Origin of the sequence: Krasilnikovia sp. M28-CT-15, assembly GCF_047159595.1 — a bacterium.
Lineage (GTDB): Bacteria > Actinomycetota > Actinomycetes > Mycobacteriales > Micromonosporaceae > Actinoplanes.
This window is the reverse complement of sequence record NZ_BAAGAK010000001.1, coordinates 6,906,365-6,922,427: the sequence shown is the minus strand read 5'-3', so window position 1 is coordinate 6,922,427 and position 16,063 is coordinate 6,906,365. Positions and strand designations below refer to the sequence as shown.

At 72.6% G+C, this 16,063-nt stretch carries 19 protein-coding genes and 1 tRNA gene; 15 read left to right on the top strand and 5 right to left on the bottom strand.

Features of this window, described 5'->3' with window-relative positions; translation table 11 throughout:
* The first annotated feature begins 274 nt into the window (after positions 1-274).
* The 7 genes from ACMCNO_RS31705 to ACMCNO_RS31675 all read left to right on the top strand — a co-directional run bounded on the left by ACMCNO_RS31705 (position 275) and on the right by ACMCNO_RS31675 (position 5,611).
* On the top strand, positions 275-898 hold the full coding sequence (locus tag ACMCNO_RS31705) for a TrmH family RNA methyltransferase (protein ID WP_412753096.1): 624 nt from the start codon (positions 275-277) through the stop codon (positions 896-898).
* 399 nt (positions 899-1,297) lie between these two features.
* Positions 1,298-1,957, top strand: coding sequence for a DUF6758 family protein (locus tag ACMCNO_RS31700; RefSeq protein ID WP_412753095.1), 660 nt, complete (start codon positions 1,298-1,300; stop codon positions 1,955-1,957).
* 118 nt (positions 1,958-2,075) lie between these two features.
* Positions 2,076-2,234 (top strand): hypothetical protein, encoded by a 159-nt coding sequence (locus ACMCNO_RS31695; RefSeq protein ID WP_165449439.1) that lies wholly within the window; start codon positions 2,076-2,078, stop codon positions 2,232-2,234.
* Positions 2,235-2,243: 9 nt separating this feature from the next.
* Complete coding sequence (locus ACMCNO_RS31690) at positions 2,244-3,083, top strand: PH domain-containing protein (RefSeq protein ID WP_412753094.1); 840 nt, start codon at positions 2,244-2,246, stop codon at positions 3,081-3,083.
* Positions 3,084-3,126: 43 nt separating this feature from the next.
* A complete protein-coding gene (locus tag ACMCNO_RS31685) occupies positions 3,127-3,978 on the top strand; it encodes a PHP domain-containing protein (RefSeq protein WP_412753093.1) in 852 nt (283 codons plus the stop codon).
* 52 nt (positions 3,979-4,030) lie between these two features.
* Positions 4,031-4,642: a MarC family protein gene (locus ACMCNO_RS31680; RefSeq protein WP_412753092.1), complete on the top strand. Its 612-nt coding sequence runs from the start codon at positions 4,031-4,033 to the stop codon at positions 4,640-4,642.
* A 153-nt stretch (positions 4,643-4,795) separates the two neighbouring features.
* Entirely contained in the window at positions 4,796-5,611 is an 816-nt protein-coding gene (locus ACMCNO_RS31675) for a RecB family exonuclease (RefSeq protein WP_412753091.1), read from the top strand.
* 34 nt (positions 5,612-5,645) lie between these two features.
* Here the strand turns inward: ACMCNO_RS31675 and ACMCNO_RS31670 are convergent, their stop codons facing one another.
* Positions 5,646-6,509, bottom strand: a complete 864-nt coding sequence (locus ACMCNO_RS31670) for an oxygenase MpaB family protein (RefSeq protein WP_412753090.1) — start codon at positions 6,507-6,509, stop codon at positions 5,646-5,648.
* A gap of 204 nt (positions 6,510-6,713) precedes the next feature.
* On the opposite strand from ACMCNO_RS31670, the gene ACMCNO_RS31665 reads away from it, so the two are divergent.
* A complete protein-coding gene (locus ACMCNO_RS31665) occupies positions 6,714-7,193 on the top strand; it encodes a DUF2231 domain-containing protein (protein WP_412753089.1) in 480 nt (159 codons plus the stop codon).
* A 46-nt stretch (positions 7,194-7,239) separates the two neighbouring features.
* On the opposite strand, the gene ACMCNO_RS31660 is transcribed toward ACMCNO_RS31665, so the two are convergent.
* Positions 7,240-7,557, bottom strand: a complete 318-nt coding sequence (locus ACMCNO_RS31660; RefSeq protein WP_412753088.1) for a translation initiation factor 2 — start codon at positions 7,555-7,557, stop codon at positions 7,240-7,242.
* 62 nt (positions 7,558-7,619) lie between these two features.
* On the opposite strand from ACMCNO_RS31660, the gene ACMCNO_RS31655 reads away from it, so the two are divergent.
* Positions 7,620-7,799, top strand: a complete 180-nt coding sequence (locus ACMCNO_RS31655) for a hypothetical protein (RefSeq protein ID WP_130509304.1) — start codon at positions 7,620-7,622, stop codon at positions 7,797-7,799.
* A gap of 65 nt (positions 7,800-7,864) precedes the next feature.
* Here ACMCNO_RS31655 and ACMCNO_RS31650 read toward each other — a convergent pair whose 3' ends face one another.
* The 3 genes from ACMCNO_RS31650 to ACMCNO_RS31640 form a co-directional block, all read right to left on the bottom strand.
* Positions 7,865-8,332: a hypothetical protein gene (locus ACMCNO_RS31650; protein WP_412753087.1), complete on the bottom strand. Its 468-nt coding sequence runs from the start codon at positions 8,330-8,332 to the stop codon at positions 7,865-7,867.
* 386 nt (positions 8,333-8,718) lie between these two features.
* The gene (locus ACMCNO_RS31645; protein WP_412753086.1) at positions 8,719-9,084 is read right to left on the bottom strand and encodes an FmdB family zinc ribbon protein; all 366 of its coding nucleotides are present in this window, start codon (positions 9,082-9,084) and stop codon (positions 8,719-8,721) included.
* 83 nt (positions 9,085-9,167) lie between these two features.
* Positions 9,168-9,881: a 5-formyltetrahydrofolate cyclo-ligase gene (locus ACMCNO_RS31640; protein WP_412753085.1), complete on the bottom strand. Its 714-nt coding sequence runs from the start codon at positions 9,879-9,881 to the stop codon at positions 9,168-9,170.
* 79 nt (positions 9,882-9,960) lie between these two features.
* On the opposite strand from ACMCNO_RS31640, the gene ACMCNO_RS31635 reads away from it, so the two are divergent.
* From ACMCNO_RS31635 to ACMCNO_RS31610, 6 genes are all read left to right on the top strand, one after another.
* On the top strand, positions 9,961-12,051 hold the full coding sequence (locus ACMCNO_RS31635) for a diguanylate cyclase (protein ID WP_412753084.1): 2,091 nt from the start codon (positions 9,961-9,963) through the stop codon (positions 12,049-12,051).
* A gap of 51 nt (positions 12,052-12,102) precedes the next feature.
* Positions 12,103-13,017: a UTP--glucose-1-phosphate uridylyltransferase gene (locus ACMCNO_RS31630; RefSeq protein ID WP_412753083.1), complete on the top strand. Its 915-nt coding sequence runs from the start codon at positions 12,103-12,105 to the stop codon at positions 13,015-13,017.
* Positions 13,014-14,315: a gephyrin-like molybdotransferase Glp gene (glp, locus tag ACMCNO_RS31625; protein WP_412753082.1), complete on the top strand. Its 1,302-nt coding sequence runs from the start codon at positions 13,014-13,016 to the stop codon at positions 14,313-14,315. Before ACMCNO_RS31630 ends, glp begins: the two co-directional genes overlap by 4 nt.
* Positions 14,312-14,956 (top strand): GNAT family N-acetyltransferase, encoded by a 645-nt coding sequence (locus ACMCNO_RS31620; protein ID WP_412753081.1) that lies wholly within the window; start codon positions 14,312-14,314, stop codon positions 14,954-14,956. Before glp ends, ACMCNO_RS31620 begins: the two co-directional genes overlap by 4 nt.
* A gap of 165 nt (positions 14,957-15,121) precedes the next feature.
* Positions 15,122-15,862: a hypothetical protein gene (locus tag ACMCNO_RS31615; RefSeq protein WP_412753080.1), complete on the top strand. Its 741-nt coding sequence runs from the start codon at positions 15,122-15,124 to the stop codon at positions 15,860-15,862.
* Positions 15,863-15,946: 84 nt separating this feature from the next.
* A tRNA-Ala gene (locus tag ACMCNO_RS31610) sits at positions 15,947-16,020 on the top strand.
* Positions 16,021-16,063 lie beyond the last annotated feature (43 nt).

Below are 16,063 nucleotides of genomic sequence, written 5' to 3'. Positions count from 1 at the left end.
GACGTCCCGGAGTGTCGTCCTTCCGACACAATCCTGCTATATACGCAACCTGACCTGCGCGGAGGGTAACTGTAAACAAAGTTAAGTGTGACTTGAGTCACGCGTGAGTGCTCTTCACATCGATACACACGGTAAGGCAAACTTTTTCGCAACAGAGCGTGGGCGGCGGGTGCCGGGGAGGGCCCCGCCGCTCATTGCGTCCGCCTCCAGATGCTCGGGAGAAAGGCGTGCGGATGCGACGCATCGTCGCCGGGGCGTCGTAGCCTGATCGCCCATGACCGAGGACGACGCCGAGATCGGGGTGGGCCCGTGGCCCGGCCCCTGGCCGGACGGCGAGCAGTACGATTCCGAGCTTCTCGCGACCGGTGACCGGCGCAACGTGGTCGACCGCTACCGGTACTGGCGCCGCGAGGCGGTCGTGGCCGATCTCGACCTGCGCCGCCACGAGTTTCATGTCGCCATCGAGAACTGGCAGCACGACCTCAACATCGGCACGGTCGTCCGCAACGCCAACGCGTTCCTCGCAGCCGAGGTGCACATCGTGGGTCTACGCCGGTGGAACCGCCGTGGCGCCATGGTCACGGACCGGTACCAGCACGTCCGGCACCACCCCACGACCGAGGACTTCGTGGCCTGGGCCCGGGCCGAGGGGCTGCCGATCGTCGGCATCGACAACCTGCCCGGCTCCCGGCCGATGGAGACCGTGACCCTGCCCCGGCGCTGCGTGCTCCTGTTCGGTCAGGAGGGTCCGGGCCTGTCCGGCGCCGCCCGGATGTCGTGTGACCAGGTCTTCTCCATCGCCCAGTACGGTTCGACCCGGTCGATCAACGCGGGAGTCGCCAGCGGCATCGCGATGCACGCATGGATCCGCGCGCATGCGGGCCCGCCACCGGAGTGACGCCACCGCGCGGCCCTCGGCCACGGCGTCGTGCGGCAGGGTCGTGCGGCGCGGCGCCGGCCTCGCCCGGCGGATGGTGCCCGCCGTTCATACGGCGCCCGCTGAAGCGGCTCGGCTGGTCGCGGCGGGCGCGGGGGCTGGCGAAGGCCGGGGCATCGAAGGCCGCCGTGCGGTGACCGGCTCGGACCGGGTGCCGCCGTGGTGATCCGAGTGGGCCCGGACCGACCCGGCTGACCCCGAGGTGACCCGACTGACCCCGGACTGACCCGAGTGACCCCGAAGTGACCGGACTCCGCCGAACCGGCCCGGACGGGGCGAATCCGCACGCCGCCACCAGGTTCTGCCGATTCGCTTGACGGCGGCCCGCACTGCCCGCACGGTAGGGGGGTGGGTGTCACAGTGAGTTGCCCCCGATGCGGTGCGCATGTCCGGCCGCCGGACCTGATGCACAGCGACTGGCGCTGCGACAACTGTGGCGAGGTCCCGCCGTTTCACGTCGCCCAGCACATCGGCGCCGAGATCCTGGAGAGCGTCCTGCGCCGGATGGCGCCTCCGGTCGCCCGCATTCCGCTGTGGTGTCCCTGGCCGCTCCCGGCCGGCTGGATGGTCACCGGCGTCGGCTGGGCCGGGGATGACCGCAGCGGAGTGCGCGCGACCGCGCTCGCCTGCAGCGGACCCGACCCGCTCGGCGGTGGACCCGCCGATCTCGTGCTCATCGCGGAGCAACCCGGCGTCGGGCTCGGCACCCGCTTCGCCGGCATTCCCGGCATCGATCCCGGCCACCTCATCAGCGAGGCGCTGGCCGACTCGGGGCCGCAGGGCCCGCACGCCAAGGTCAAGGCGGGCGGGCATCCCACTCCACTGTGGTGCGTCAAGTCCCCGGAGGACAGAAGCGCCTACGTGAGTGAGGCGAAAGGAATGTGGCTCTATGCGGTAGCGTGGCCGGCAAGCGCGGGCTACTTCCTTGCCGAGCATGTCGTCCTGCACGATCTGTCCGATGGGGTGCCGCCCGAGCTTGTGTACGGAGCGCCGTCGCCGTACCTGCACGGGAAAGCGTGACCTGCGGGAACGGAGTTGGCGATTCGGCCACATTGTTCACACGGAGCGACCAAGCTGATACCGTCGGTACTGTCGCGGCGCTGACCGTCACCCGCACCGGAGGAGAAGAAGGCAGGCCATGATCAAGAAGGTTCTCACCTGGCTTGGCATCGCATTCTTGATCTTCTTTATCGCCTTCAATCCGAACTCGGCCGCCGCGGTGTTCGCATCGCTGGGCAGCACGATCGGCGACATTGCTGAGGGCTTCGGGACGTTCTTCACCAACCTCGTCGCATAGCATTGCCAGATGGGTCCTGGTGAGCCGCGTCAGCCCGACGACGAGGGTGCCCGTCGTCCGCAGGACGACGATGAGACGTTCGGGTACAACGATCCCGCCTTCAACTCCGGCCCGGAGTACAACCCCGACGCCGCCTATTCGGACGGTCCCGGCTACTCGCCCGACGCAGGCTACTCGCCCAGCGCCGGTTACGGGTCGTCGCGCCCGGAGGAGTACCCCGACGAGTATGAATCCCCGGTCTTCACCGCGGAGGAGCTCGAAGGGCTCGGCGGCAGCTCGGGTCCGCGCCGGGTGCTGCCACTGGAGGACGAGCCCACCACCCTGGTCGCCAAGTACCTGTTCCCCACCGAGCGCTACCGCGGCGAGTGGAAGCGGCACTGGATCCACCTGACCACACCGCTACTGGTCGGCGCCGGCGGCACGCTCCTGCTCGGATACCTGGCCGGTTTCCTCACCCGGCAGCAGATCGACGGCCTGGTGACGGCCGCGGTCCTGCTCTGGCTCGGCGTGATCGCGTGGGTGGCCTGGCGGGTCTTCGACTGGTATTTCGACCGCTTCATCCTCACCAACAAGCGGGTGATGGTCGTCAACGGCATGGTCACCCGAAAGGTGGCCATGATGCCACTGCTGCGGGTGACCGACATGAAATACACCCAGTCCCCCCTCGGCCGCGTGCTCAACTACGGCACCTTCGTGCTGGAGTCGGCGGGCCAGGACCAGGCGCTACGTGAGGTCAAGCACCTGCCCAACCCGAACGAGCTGTACCTGCGTGTCGTCGAGGAGATGTACGAGCCGCAGGCGGTCGAGGCCCGCCTCGGCAAGGACGGTGACGCGGGCGACGACGCCTGACGTTCCCGGTCACTCGCGTGCACCCACCCGTTAGCTTCTTCGGGTGACCCGAATCGACCTGCACTGCCACTCGACGGCCAGCGACGGCACCCTGACCCCGGCCGACCTGATGGCGGCAGGCCGGGAAGCCGGACTCGACGTCATGGCCATCACCGACCACGACACCACGGGCGGCTGGGCCGCGGCGGCCGCCGCCCGCCCACCCGGCCTGCGCCTGGTCCGCGGCGCGGAGTTGTCCTGCCGCTGGTACGGCGTGCAGCCGGCGATTCCGCTGCACCTGCTGGCGTACCTGTTCGATCCCACCGAGCCGCGACTCGCCGCCGACCTGGCCCACATCCGCTCCGACCGGGAGCGCCGCGCCGAACGCATCGTCGAACTGCTGCGCGCCGACGGGGTGGACATCTCCTGGCCGGAGGTGCAGGGGTACGCGGCCGGCGGGTCGGTGGGCCGCCCGCACATCGCCCAGGCGCTGATCCGGGCCGGCCTGGTGCGCACGACCAACGAGGCGTTCGCGTCGCGCTGGCTCGGCACGCGGTACTTCGTACCCAAAGCCGACCTGGATGTCTTCGAAGCGGTCCGGGCGGTCCGGGCGGCCGGCGGGGTGGCGGTCTTCGCGCACCCGCGGGCCACCCGCCGGGGCCGGGTGGTGCCGGACAAGCTCATCGAGGAGCTGGCGGAGGCGGGCCTGTTCGGGCTGGAGGCGGACCACGAGGACCACTCGCCGCAGGAGCGCGAACACGTGCGGGCGCTCGCCGAGCGGCTCGGCCTGGTCGTGACCGGCTCGTCGGACTTTCACGGCACCCACAAGACGGTGCGGCTCGGCGCGTTCACGACCGCGCCGGAGGCGTTCGAGCGGATCGCGGCGGCCGCCACCGGCGTACCCGTGCTGGGGTGACGTAGCGCGCAGTCCGCTGCCGCGTCCCCGCGCCGACGCCTAGGTTGATCCCGTGAACCTGAAGCTGTTCGGCGAGGTCTTCGTGACCCTCCTGGTGATCGTCGACCCGCCGGGCATGGTGCCGGTCTTCCTGGCGCTGACCGGCACGATGCCGACCAAGCAGCGGACCCGCGCGGGCACCCAGGCGGTCGGGCTCGCGCTCGGTGTCATCGTCGTGTTCGCGGTGGCCGGCCAGACTCTGCTCGACTATCTGCACGTCGAGCTGCCCGCGCTGCAGGGCGCCGGTGGCCTGCTGCTCGTGCTGGTGGCACTGCAACTGCTCACCGGCAAGACCGACGAGCCGTCGGAGCAGGGCAGCACGACCAACGTCGCGCTGGTGCCGATCGGCACCCCGCTGCTGGCCGGGCCGGGCGCGATCGTCGCGACGATGCTCTTCGTACGGCGGGCCGAAGGCGCGTCGGACTATGTGGTCATCGGCCTCGGCATCCTCGCCGTCATGATCGCGGTGTGGCTGGTGCTGCGCTTCTCCGGCGTCATCGTCAGGCTGCTGCGGCCCGGCGGCATCGAGGTGCTGACCCGCATCGCCGGTCTGCTGCTGGCCGCCATCGCGGTCCAGCTCATGGCGGATGCGGTCGCCGCGTTCGTGCGCCTCTACTCGACCTGAGTCCATTCTGTCGGTGGGTGCTGGCAGGATGACCGGGTGTCTTCGACGAGGTCCCACTCCGGCGTTCCGGGTCAGCCCCAGCGTGCAGGCCGGTCCGGCCCGGCCAGGTCCGGTTCGGCCAAGCCCGCTCACGAGCAGCTGGGGTTCGCCGGCATGCCCGAGCGCCTCTTCGTGTGCACCCCCAGCAAGCTCGCGGCCTACGAGGACTGCCCCCGTCGATACCGGTATTCGTACGTCGACCGCCCCGCCCCGCAGAAGGGGCCGCCGTGGGCGCACAACTCGCTCGGTGCCAGCGTCCACACGGCCCTGAAGAACTGGTATGCGCTGCCCGCGGCGCGTCGCGGTCCGGACGCGCTGCCCGCGCTGCTCACCTCGACCTGGGTCGGGGAGGGCTACCGCGACGCCGACCAGGAGCGGCAGGCACACCGGCGGGCGTTGGACTGGCTCGAGTCCTACGTGGCCACGCTCGAACCGGACGACGAGCCGCTCGGGGTGGAACGGGTGGTCGCGGCGCGCACGGCCGTGCTGGCGTTCAACGGCCGCGCGGACCGGATCGACGCCCGGCCCGGACCGTCCGGCCCCGAAGCGGTGATCGTGGACTACAAGACCGGCCGGGCCGAGCCGGGGTCCGACGACGCCCGCGGCTCGCAGGCCCTGGCGCTGTACGCGTTCGCGGCCCAGCGCGTGTTCCGTCGCCCGTGCCGCCGCGTCGAGTTGCACCACCTGCCGACCGGAACGGTGGCCGTCCACGAGCACACCGACGACTCGCTGGCCCGCCAGCTGGCTCGCGCCGAGGACACGGCCCGGGACATCGTCGCCGCCGAGAAGGCCGTGGAGGCCGGCGGTGACCCCGACACCGAGTTCCCGGTCCGTCCGGGATCGCTGTGCGCGTGGTGTGACTACCGGCGGACCTGCCCGGCGGGCGCCGAGGCCCCGCCGAAGGAGGCATGGGCCGCTCTCGCGGTCTGAGCCTGGCGCAGCCCGTGGCCGGCGGATCCAGGGGTCACCCGGTCAGGCCCGCGCGGGCGAGGGCCGCCTGGCGCATCGGCATGACCCGGTAGCGGATGGGCCTGGCGGTCAGGGCCGCGCCGATCAGCAGCCGCATCGTCCGCACGGACAGGCCCGCGGACAGGTCCGTGGTCGGCCAGCCGAGGCCGCCGTACATCCGGCGGGCCCACGGCGGCAGCAGCCCGAACGCGGTCGCCGCGATGCCCAGGTAGGCCCACCGGGTCGGGCCCAGGGTCAACCCGAGCCGTAAGGCCCGGCTGCCCCAGTCGTCCGGCACCGGCGGCACCGTGAGGAACAGTCCGGTCTCGGCGCTGTCCCGCGTCAGCATCAGCTCCGGCTGGATCGCCGCGTAGTACTCCGCTGTCTCGGCGGCCGTGCCGGGCACGGTCGCCGGGTCGAGGCCGACGACCTCGGCGGCGCGCCGCTGCTCGGCGTAGTACGCGTCGACCTCCGCGCCGGTCAGCTTCACCCCGGCCCGCCGGGCGGTGGTGAGGAATGACTCCACCTCCGTGACGTGCACCCAGCGCAGCAACTCGGGGTCGTCGACCCGGAAGCGTTCGCCGGTGCGGGGGTCCACCGCGGTCAGCCGGGCATGGATGCGACGTACCCGCCGCCCGGCGGCCGCGACCTCCGCCGTGCTGCCGTAGATCACCGTTCCGACGAACTCGGAGGTACGGGTGAGGCGCCCCCACGGGTCCGACCGGTAGTCGGAGTTCTGCACCACCCCGGCGACCGCCCGGGGGTGCAGGGCCTGCAGGTACAGCGAGCGCAGCCCGCCGAGGAACAGGATGGGCTCCTGGTGCAGCTTCCAGGTGACCGAACCGGGCCCGAAGAGTCCGACATCGTTACGGCTGTCCATGCCGTACAGCCTGCCATGGGTGATCGGGTGAAAGTTGAACTCGTTCAGTCGAGTGCCCGTGCGGATGGCACGTGGTGCGAAATCCAGGTATCGCGGTGGTGGGGTGAACCAGATCGTGTCCGGGCGCGTAGGCGCAGATAGGTGCGTTCGCGGTGCCGGGTGCCCCTAAGCTGGCCGCGGGATCCGATGATCAAGGAGTTGGCCGTGTTCGATCAGGTGAACGGGCTGCCGGTGCATGCCCTGGTGCTGCACGCCGCCGTGGTGTTCGTACCATTGCTGGCCCTCGCGTCCGTGGTCTACGCGGTCGTGCCGCGCTGGCGCTCGCGCGTCGGCTGGGCGGCCGCCCTGCTGGCGATCGCCGCACCGGTCACCGTCTGGGTGGCGGTCGAGTCCGGCGAGCACCTGTACGACCGGCTGACCAAGCAGGGCATGAAGGGTCCCATCATCGACCTCCTCACCGATCACATGGGCTTCGGCCGCATGACCCTGTGGTTCACGGTGGCGCTCGCGGTGGCCACGCTGGTGATGGTCTTCTTCACGCTCGGCCGTTCCGGCCGGGGCCTGCCGCGCCCCGCGGAGGTGGTCCTGGCGATCGTCGTGGTGGCGCTGGCGGCGGTGGCCGGCTACTACGTCTTCCGGACCGGCGACTCCGGCGCCCACGCGGTGTGGGGTTCGGGGTCCTGATCGGCTCCGTCCCGGCCGGCATGTGGGGTGCCGGCCGGGACGGTGCTCAGACGAGTGCCCGCGCGCAGAGCAGGCACATCAGGATGAGCCCGATCGCGCCGGCCACCAGCCCCACGCCGTAGGTCACCGTCCGCGCCGACCCCTCCTGTTCGTCGAGGGCGTCCATGTCCTGTGCGGGCATGGCGCGAGGCGGGGGCGGCTGGGCGACGGTCGGCGGGCGCCAGTACGGCGGCGGCGGATCCATCCGGGGCGGACCCGGGTAGGGCTGCGGCCCCGACGCCGCCCGATCAGGGTGTGCCTGCTCGGGCTCCTGAGCGGGGCGTCGCCAGTAGGCGTCGTCCTCGTTACCGGTCGGGGCGCTCACGTTCACCGACGCTACATGCCCGGCGAAGAAGGATGGCGGCGGCGCGGCTTACCCTCATATCCGTGGACATCCTGGAACAGCCCGAACACGATTCCGACGGTGAGCGCACCGTGGACTTCGAGTCCGAGGAGGCGCCGTTGCTGCCGGAGCAGACCCGCGACGACACCGAGCGTGGCTGGGGCGACCGCGAGGACACGAACGACGCGCGCCTGCTGGAGGACCGCCCACCGCACTGGGACTGAGCGGCCCGGGGCGCCTGCACCGGCCCGGCCGCGAGGATGCGCTCGGCATCAAGATCGGACCCCGGTCACGGGCCGGAGCGAATGACGACGGCGTACCCGGACCCGGCCGGTGCGGCCACGGCGCGGTCGGCTTCTGCCGGGCTGAGCGCGAGGAGGAGCCCGCCCCCCACCGGGTCGTCGGGGGCGGTCACGTCCAGTACCAGCGCGCCGCGTGCCACGGTGGCCGGGTCCTCATCCGGCTGACCCGTGCCGTGCACCCGGAACAGGTCGACCCGGTCGCCCGACCGCACCAGTGCCAGCGCGGCGGGCTCGGCCAGGCGTACGGGCAGGCCGACCGTCCCGCGGGGCAGATCCGGCCGTCCCCGGACAGGTGTGCGCGGCGTGGTCGCGGCGCCGGGGGCCGCCGGGACGGACGCGCCTGCGCGGGTGTCGCGGGCGGGGGACGATCTCGAGAGGCATCCGGGTGCCGGACCGGACCAGCTCATCAGCGCTGCCGTGGCCAGCAGCGCGGCCATCGCCGAGAGCCGGATCATGGTGCCGCGGCCCGGCCGCCGCCAGCGCGCCGGGTCGAGTCGCGGATCCGCCCTCTCCCGATCGCGCCGGAACAGGCGGAGCAGCCGTGATCGGCCGTGATCGTGCCCTGAGCCGAGCAGCCGTGATCGGCCGCGATCGTGCGCTGAGCCGGACAGCGGTGACCCGCGCCGTGATGCCGCGCCGTCAACCCATGGCAGATCGTTGTCGTGCTGCCAACCGTCGCCCCCGCGCCTGGTGCCCGCCACATCGCCTCCCGCCGCCCGGCCCGCCGCGTCGCGGTGTGCGCCCGGCGGGGGCTGACGTTAGGCAGTGCGCCCCCGACCAGGCGGGCGCCCTGTGGACAGCACGCAGCTGTGGATAACGGTCAGGACCGGGGCCATGCCCCCTAAGCGGAGGCGGCGGCCGGTGCGCTGCTGGAGGAGGAGCCGGCGGACGCGGCCGACGAGGAGCTGCTCGACTCGGTGCCGGACTTCGCGGCGCTGGACTTGGCCGAATCGGACTTCGTCGCGTCGGACTTCGCGGCGTCGGACTTCGTCGCGTCGGAGGTGGTCGACTTCCCGGCCCCGCCGTTGCCGGAGCGGGAGTCGTTGCGGTAGAAGCCCGACCCCTTGAAGACGATGCCGACGGAGTTGAAGACCTTGCGCAACTTGCCCTGGCACGCCGGGCACTCGGTCAGGGCCGGGTCGGAGAAGGACTGCACCGCCTCAAGCTGCTCACCACACTCGGTGCAGGCGTACTGGTACGTGGGCACGGATCCTCCGCGTTGCTCGACAGCCGGACTCACTCGGCGCTGGCACTCGCCGTCACCGAGTGCCAATGCTGCGTCATCGGACCTTATTTCGTCCACTCCTCGCCCGCCATGAGGGTCAGGCCACCGCCGGGACTGATGGCCGCGCGCACGCGCCGGTCGTGCGCCTCGGCCGGTACGGCCGCCATCAGCTCACCGTCGTGCAGCAGCGCTACGGTCCAGGTGGCAGGCGTCAGGCGGGCGAGCGCGCGGTCGTACGAGCCGCCGCCGCGGCCGAGCCGCCGTCCGGAGCGGTCGACCGCGAGGGCGGGCACGATGACCAGGTCGGCGCCCGTGATGACGGTCACGCCCAGCCGTGGCCCGACCGGCTCGCGTAGCCCGCGTGGCCCGGGGCGCAGCGAGTCCGGCCCGGTGTACCGGGCCCAGTCCAGGTCACCGTCGTCGAGCAGCACCGGGAGCAGCAGGTCGGCCCCGGACGGCAACACCCGGGCGAGCGCTTCCGGCAGGTCGGGGCCGCCGGGCTCGGCCCCGATGGGCACGTACGCGGTGACGGTCAGCTGGTGGGCCGGAACGGGCTCCATCCCGTCTGGCGCCCGCCCCGGCGGAGCCGGATCCGCTGCTCCCGGCGTCCGTTCCTTCGGCGGGAGCCGTCGTACCAGGGAAAGCAGTTCCGCCTGGACCGCTTCGGCGGCCTGGCGGCGGGCTTCGTCAGTCAGCGATCCGCGCGCAAGCAGCAGCTTTCTCCGCAGCGCAAGCTTCTGAGACCGAGATCTTTCCGCTTCAAGGGCGAAATCCGGCATGCAACATCCTCCTCGAAACGGGCAAACGGTGCACACTATGTCAGCATCGCTCGAAACAGGGCCACCTCCAGGAGGACGTGTGACGCTACGCGGGCGGCTCACGACCGCCTTCCTGGTGGTGGTGCTCGGTCCGGTTCTGCTGGGCTCGCTGTTCGTCGGCACGACCGTGGCCACCGTGCGCCGCGATCGCGCGGTCGATCGGCTTGATCATGCCGCCACCACGGTGCGCACCGCGATCGGCGCCGTGTGCCGACAACTGCAGGCGGTCGCGGATGCGGTGGCCGTACTGTCCGCGGACGACCGGCGGGTGGCCTCGGAGCAGCTCATCGCCCGAGGTCTCGCGACCGAGATCACCATCGGCCGGACCGCGAGTGCCCCGCCGACGCACTGGCGGGACTGCGCCGACCCGGCCGACGTCGGGGTGGCCGACATCGCGGCGCGCGCGCAGGCACCCGGCGTCACGGTCGCCGCCGCGCAGGTGCTCGACGCGGCGTTCGTGAACCGGCTCGCCGCCTCCAGCGGCGCCGAGGTCACCCTGCTCTCCGGCGACGGCGCCGGGGCCGGCCCCACGGAGAGCACCGAGCCCCCGTACGCCCGGCCGCGCGTCGCCGCGCTCGCCGCCGCCCTGCCTGCCGCCGGGCACGGCGACGGCCAGGTCCGGCGCACCGCCGACGGCGACCGGTACGTACGCCGGATCGCGGTCGCCCCCGGCCAGCCGCTGCCGCTGGCCGTCTCCGTGCCCGGCAGCCCTCCGACCGGCCTGTACGCCCTGCTGATCGTGGCCGACCTCGCCGTGGCAGCCGCCGCGGTCGCAGTGGCGCGGTGGCTGGCCCGTTCCACCACCCGGCCGCTGGCCGACCTGGTGTGGGCCGCGGGCCGGGTCGCGAACGGCGAACTGGACACCCGCGTGCCGGTGCTGCGCCACGACGAACTGGGGCGGCTGGCCAGCACGTTCAATCGGATGACCCGTGAGCTGCGGACGTACGTGCAGGCGCTGACCGCGAGCCGCGACCAGCTCCGCGGGCACCTGGCCATCCTCGGCGACACCCTGTCCAGCACCCATGACGTGCACCGGATCCTGCGGGTCATCCTGCAGACCGCGCTGTCCGCGACTGGGGCCCGGGCCGGTGTCGTGCTGCTCATCGACCCGGCCGAGCACGTCCTGGTGGCGCGCTGCGCGGAGGGCCTGAGCGGGCGCTGGGACGTCCCGGAGGCCGACCTGCCCACCCTGCGGGTGCCGCTCGGCGAGGGCGTGCTCGGCGCGGTGGCGGCCACGGGTGTGGCGCAGCGCGGCTCCCGCCCGGGCGGGGAACCCCCCTGCCACACGTACGTGGCGGTGCCCATCTGCGCGCCCCCGATCGTCGGTGATCCCCTCGTGCCGGAGGAGGTCACCGGCTCCGCCACGCCGGTCGTGCTGGGCGTGCTCGCCCTCTACGACCGGCTCGGCACGGACGAGTTCGACGACGCCGACCTGATGACCCTGCGGACGTTCGCGGGACAGGCCGGGGTCGCGGTGCACAACGTCCGGGTGCACGAGGAGGCGCAGCGGCTCTCCCTCACCGACCCGCTCACCGGGCTGTGGAACTACCGGTACCTGCGGGAGTCGCTGCGCCGGGAGGTGGAGCGGGCCAGCCGGTTCGGCCGCATGCTGGCCGTCCTGGTCCTCGACCTGGATCACTTCAAGAACGTCAACGACACGTACGGGCACGCCGCGGGGGACACGGTGCTGGGCGAGTTCGCCCGGCGTATCCGGCTCGGGCTGCGCGAGGTCGACGTGGCGTTCCGGCAGGGCGGCGAGGAGTTCGTCGTGCTGCTGCCCGAGACCGACGGATTCGGTGCGGCGACCGTCGCGGAGCGTCTCGGCGCGGCGATCCGCGACATCCCCGTACCGATCGACCGGCGCCGCGCCGACGCCACCGGCGAGGAACCGGTGGACCGCATTCCGGTCAGCGTCTCGATCGGCATCGCGGTCTATCCCGACCACGGCGGGACCGCGCAGGAGGTGCTGGACGCCGCCGACGACGCCCTGTATGCGGCGAAGAACGCGGGCCGCGACCGGTACCGGATGGCCGCGCCCGGGGTTTCCCCAGGCCGACCAGGCTGCCCGGACGACCGCGCCACCACCCGCCCGGGTGGCCCGCAGACGCCGCGGCAGAACCGCGGCCGATAGTCTCGCCAATGTCCGGGCACTATCCGAGCGAAGTGTGGGGGGACTGAAGAGATGACCACGAACGCGCACGAGAACGGCCGCCGGGCGGTGAAGGCCGTCATTCCGGCAGCCGGTCTGGCGACCCGGTTCCTGCCGGCGACCAAGGCCGTACCGAAGGAGTTGCTCCCGGTCGTCGACCGTCCCGTGCTGCAGTACATCGTGGAGGAGGCGGCCGCCGCGGGCATCACCGACGTGCTGCTCGTGACCGGCCGCGGCAAGACGTCCATGGTCGATCACTTCGACCGGCGCCCCGACGTGGAGGCGCGCCTGGAGGAGAAGGGCGACACCGAGCGGCTGGCCGCCGTGCGCCGCACGAGCGAACTCGCCGACATCTACACCTGCCGCCAGGGTGAGCCCCTCGGGCTCGGGCACGCCGTCGGAGTCGCGGCCTCGCACATCGGCGACAACGCGTTCGCGGTGCTGCTCGGCGACGAGTTCGTGGAGCAGGAGCAGCCGCTGCTGCCCGCCATGCTGGACCTGCAGGCGCGTACCGGTGGCATCGTGCTGGCCTTCATGGAGGTCAAGCCGGAGGAGACGTCGCGTTACGGCATCGCCTCGGTGCGGCCCAGCGAGTTCGGTGAGGACATCGTGGAGGTCACCGGGCTGGTCGAGAAGCCCGCGCCCGACCAGGCCCCGAGCAACCTGGCCGTGCTGGGCCGCTACATACTGCCCGCGACGATCTTCGAGGCGATCCAGAACACCAAGCCCGGCAGCGGCGGCGAGATCCAGCTGACCGACGCGATGGCCACGTTGCTGGCCGAGGGTACGCCGGTGCACGGCATCGTCTACCGCGGCCACCGCTACGACACCGGCATGCCGCTGGGCTACCTGCAGGCCGTCGTGCAGCTCGCCGTCCAGCGGCCCGACCTCGGGCCTGAGTTCCGGCAGTGGCTGCGCGAATTCGTCGCCGGGGGTGCGCAGGGATGACCGCGACGGCCGATGCCGAGGCGGCCGCCAACGAGCTGATGCCGCTCGCCGAGTACCTGGGCAGGGTTCTGCGCAGGCTGCGGGCGCTGCCCCCGCTCGACCTCGACCTCACCCAGGCGCACGGCAACGTCCTCGCCGGCGACGTGTACACGCCGCACCCGTATCCCGCCTTCGACCAGGCGGCGATCGACGGGTACGCGGCTCGCTGGGAGGACCTTGCCGCCGCCGGGCGGGTCGGCTCGCACCCCGCGTCCGAGGGTGGTCCTCGCTCGGTTCGTCTCAACGTGGTCGGCGACCTGGGCGCGGCGAGTTGGCGACCCGTACGCCTGACCCCCGGCACCTGTTTCTCCGTGGCGGCCGGCGCCCCCCTGCCGGTCGGCGCGGACGTCGTCGTGCCGGTGCACTGGACCGACCAGGGCATGGCCACCGTCGAGATCCAGCACGCGCCCAAGCGCGGCTCCGGGGTCCGGCGGGCGGGCGACGAACTGCCCATGGGCCGCCTGCTCGCCCCCAGCGGCACGTACGTGACCCCGCCGATGGTGGCGGTCTTCGCCGCGGCCGGGATCGGGCACGTGGTGGTGCGCCCCAGCCCGCGGGTGGTGGTCGTGGCGACCGGTGACGAGCTGGTCGACGTGGGCCGCCCGAGCCAGCCCGGACAGGTCGTCGACGCCAACTCGCACGCCCTGACCGCGGCCGCGGTCGAGGCGGGTGCCCTGGCGTACCGGATCGGGATCTGCGACGACGACCCGGAAGGGCTGCGGGGCCTCCTGGAGGACCAGACCCTGCGCGCCGACCTCATCATCACCACCGGCGGCACCGGCACCGGACCCGGCGACATGCTGCGCCGCGTGCTGGCGCGGCGCGACCCCGGCCGTGGCGCGGTCGAGTTCACCGACGTGGCGCTGTGCCCCGGGACCGCACTGGGCTTCGGCACGGTCGGCGGGGAGGAGGTGCCGGTGGTGTGCCTGCCCGGCGAGCCGGGCGCAGCGTTGATCGGCTTCGAGGTGCTGGCCCGTCCGGTGATCCAGATCCTCGCCGGTGCCGAGCCGGTGTTCCGGCCCAGCGTCAAGGCGCACCTGTTGGAGACCGTGTCCTCGCCCGGCGGCCTGCGCGAGTTCCGCCCCGCCCATGTGGCGGAGCGGCGCGGCGGCGGCTATACGGTGCAACCGCTCGCCGGTGGGCCGTACACTCTCTCGGGCCTTGCCGAAGCCAACGGGCTGCTGGTTCTCGGCGAGCGGGTCACCTCGGCCGCGGCCGGGTCGACCGTCGACGTGCTGCTGCTCGACCGGAGGCGATGATGCTGGGGTCCCCGCCCGGATGGCCTGCCGTCCTGGCGGACGGGCCGGTGCTGCTGCGGCCATACCGGCGCGGCGACGCGCGGGCGTGGTCCGAGGTCCGGATCGCCAACCAGCAGTGGCTCACCCCGTGGGAGTCCTCACCGCCGGGGCCGTGGGCCGAGATGAACTCCACCCGCGCGTACGCCTTCGTCTACCGCGACATGAAGCGGGCCGCCCGGCACGGCGACAGCATGCCGTTCGTGGTGTGCCTGCGTGACGAGCAGGACCGGGAGCGGCTGGTCGGTCACCTCAACCTCGGCAACATCGTGCGCCGTGCCTTCAGCTCCGCGTACGTGGGGTACTGGGTCGACGTGCGGGTGGCGGGCCGCGGCATCATCCCGACCGCGCTGGCGCTCGCGGTCGACCACGCGTTCGGCCCGGGACAGCTGCACCGGGTCGAGATCAATATCCGGCCCGAGAACACGCCCAGCCGGCGGGTCGTGGAGAAGCTGGGCTTTCGTGAAGAGGCGTACCACCAGCGCTACATGCACATCGACGGCGCCTGGCGCGACCACCTCGGGTACGCCATGACGAGCGAGGAGGTCGCCGCCGAGGGCGGCCTGCTGGCGCGGTGGCGCCGGTTGCGAGCCGCGCGGACCTGACGCATTCGCCGTACTCGATGATCAACTCTGCGTGGCGCGCCCGGCGCGCCGCGCGAATTTCCGCAGCTCCCGCCCGTAACCTCGGGGCGATGGGGACATGCGGTGCCTGGTCGTGCCTGAGCTCGGGCCGACCCTGGACCGCTTCGGCTGACGGAAGGGGTGAGGGTGCCGACCTCGGTGCTCCTCGCCGTCCTCGCCGCGGCCGGGCTGCTCGCGCTCGCACCGGCACTCGTACGCCGGTACGACGCAACCGAGCGCCTGGTCGCGGAGCGGGCGTCGTCGACGGCTCGGGTGCTTGCGCGCCGCCGTCGACGCCGTACCGTGCCCGGACGCCGACCGGTCAACCCGCCACGCCAGTTCACGGTTACGGTCACGCCCCCGGAGGGTGAACCGCGCCCCCTGAAGCTGGTGGCCCCGCGCCGCACCATCCGGCCCGTGCGTGCGCCCCGGCACACCCCCGCGGTCATCCGGCGCCGACGGGTCTTCGCCGCGCTGCTGCTGCTCAACATCATCGAGCTGGTCGGGGTCCTCGCGGTCGGCCCGGGCTTCTGGATCGGCTTCGCGGTCACCGGCACCCTGCTCGGTGTGTACCTGGTGCACCTGCGCAACCGGGCCATCGCCGACCGCCGCCGTCGCCGCAGCGAGGCCCGCGAGGCGGCCTGGCTCGCGGCCCGGCAGGCCGAGGTACGGCGGGAACAGGCGCGCCGGGCGGTCGCCCGACGGGAGGCGCAGCGCCGCCTCGCCGCCCAGCGGGAGGCCGTGCGACGCGCCGCGATGGGGCTGGACCGCGACCCGTCCGATCTTCCGGCGGCGGTCAACGGGGGCTCGGTCTCCTACCGGCGTGCCGGTGGGCTGCGCGGGCGGGCGTACGAGGCGGGTGGCCGGGGATCCGGGTACCCGGCTTGATCGATGGGGTACGGCGCGTCGGGAGGGGTGGTTCGCGAGGCGGGCGGGGAACCTGTTAGCCTTGCTGCGGTCCTACGGGGCCAAGGGGCTGTGGCGCAGACCGGTAGCGCACCTCGTTCGCATCGAGGGGGTCAGGGGTTCAAATCCCCTCAGCTCCACACAATTAGGGCCCTGTCCAGGAAGAATGCTGGCCAGGGCCTA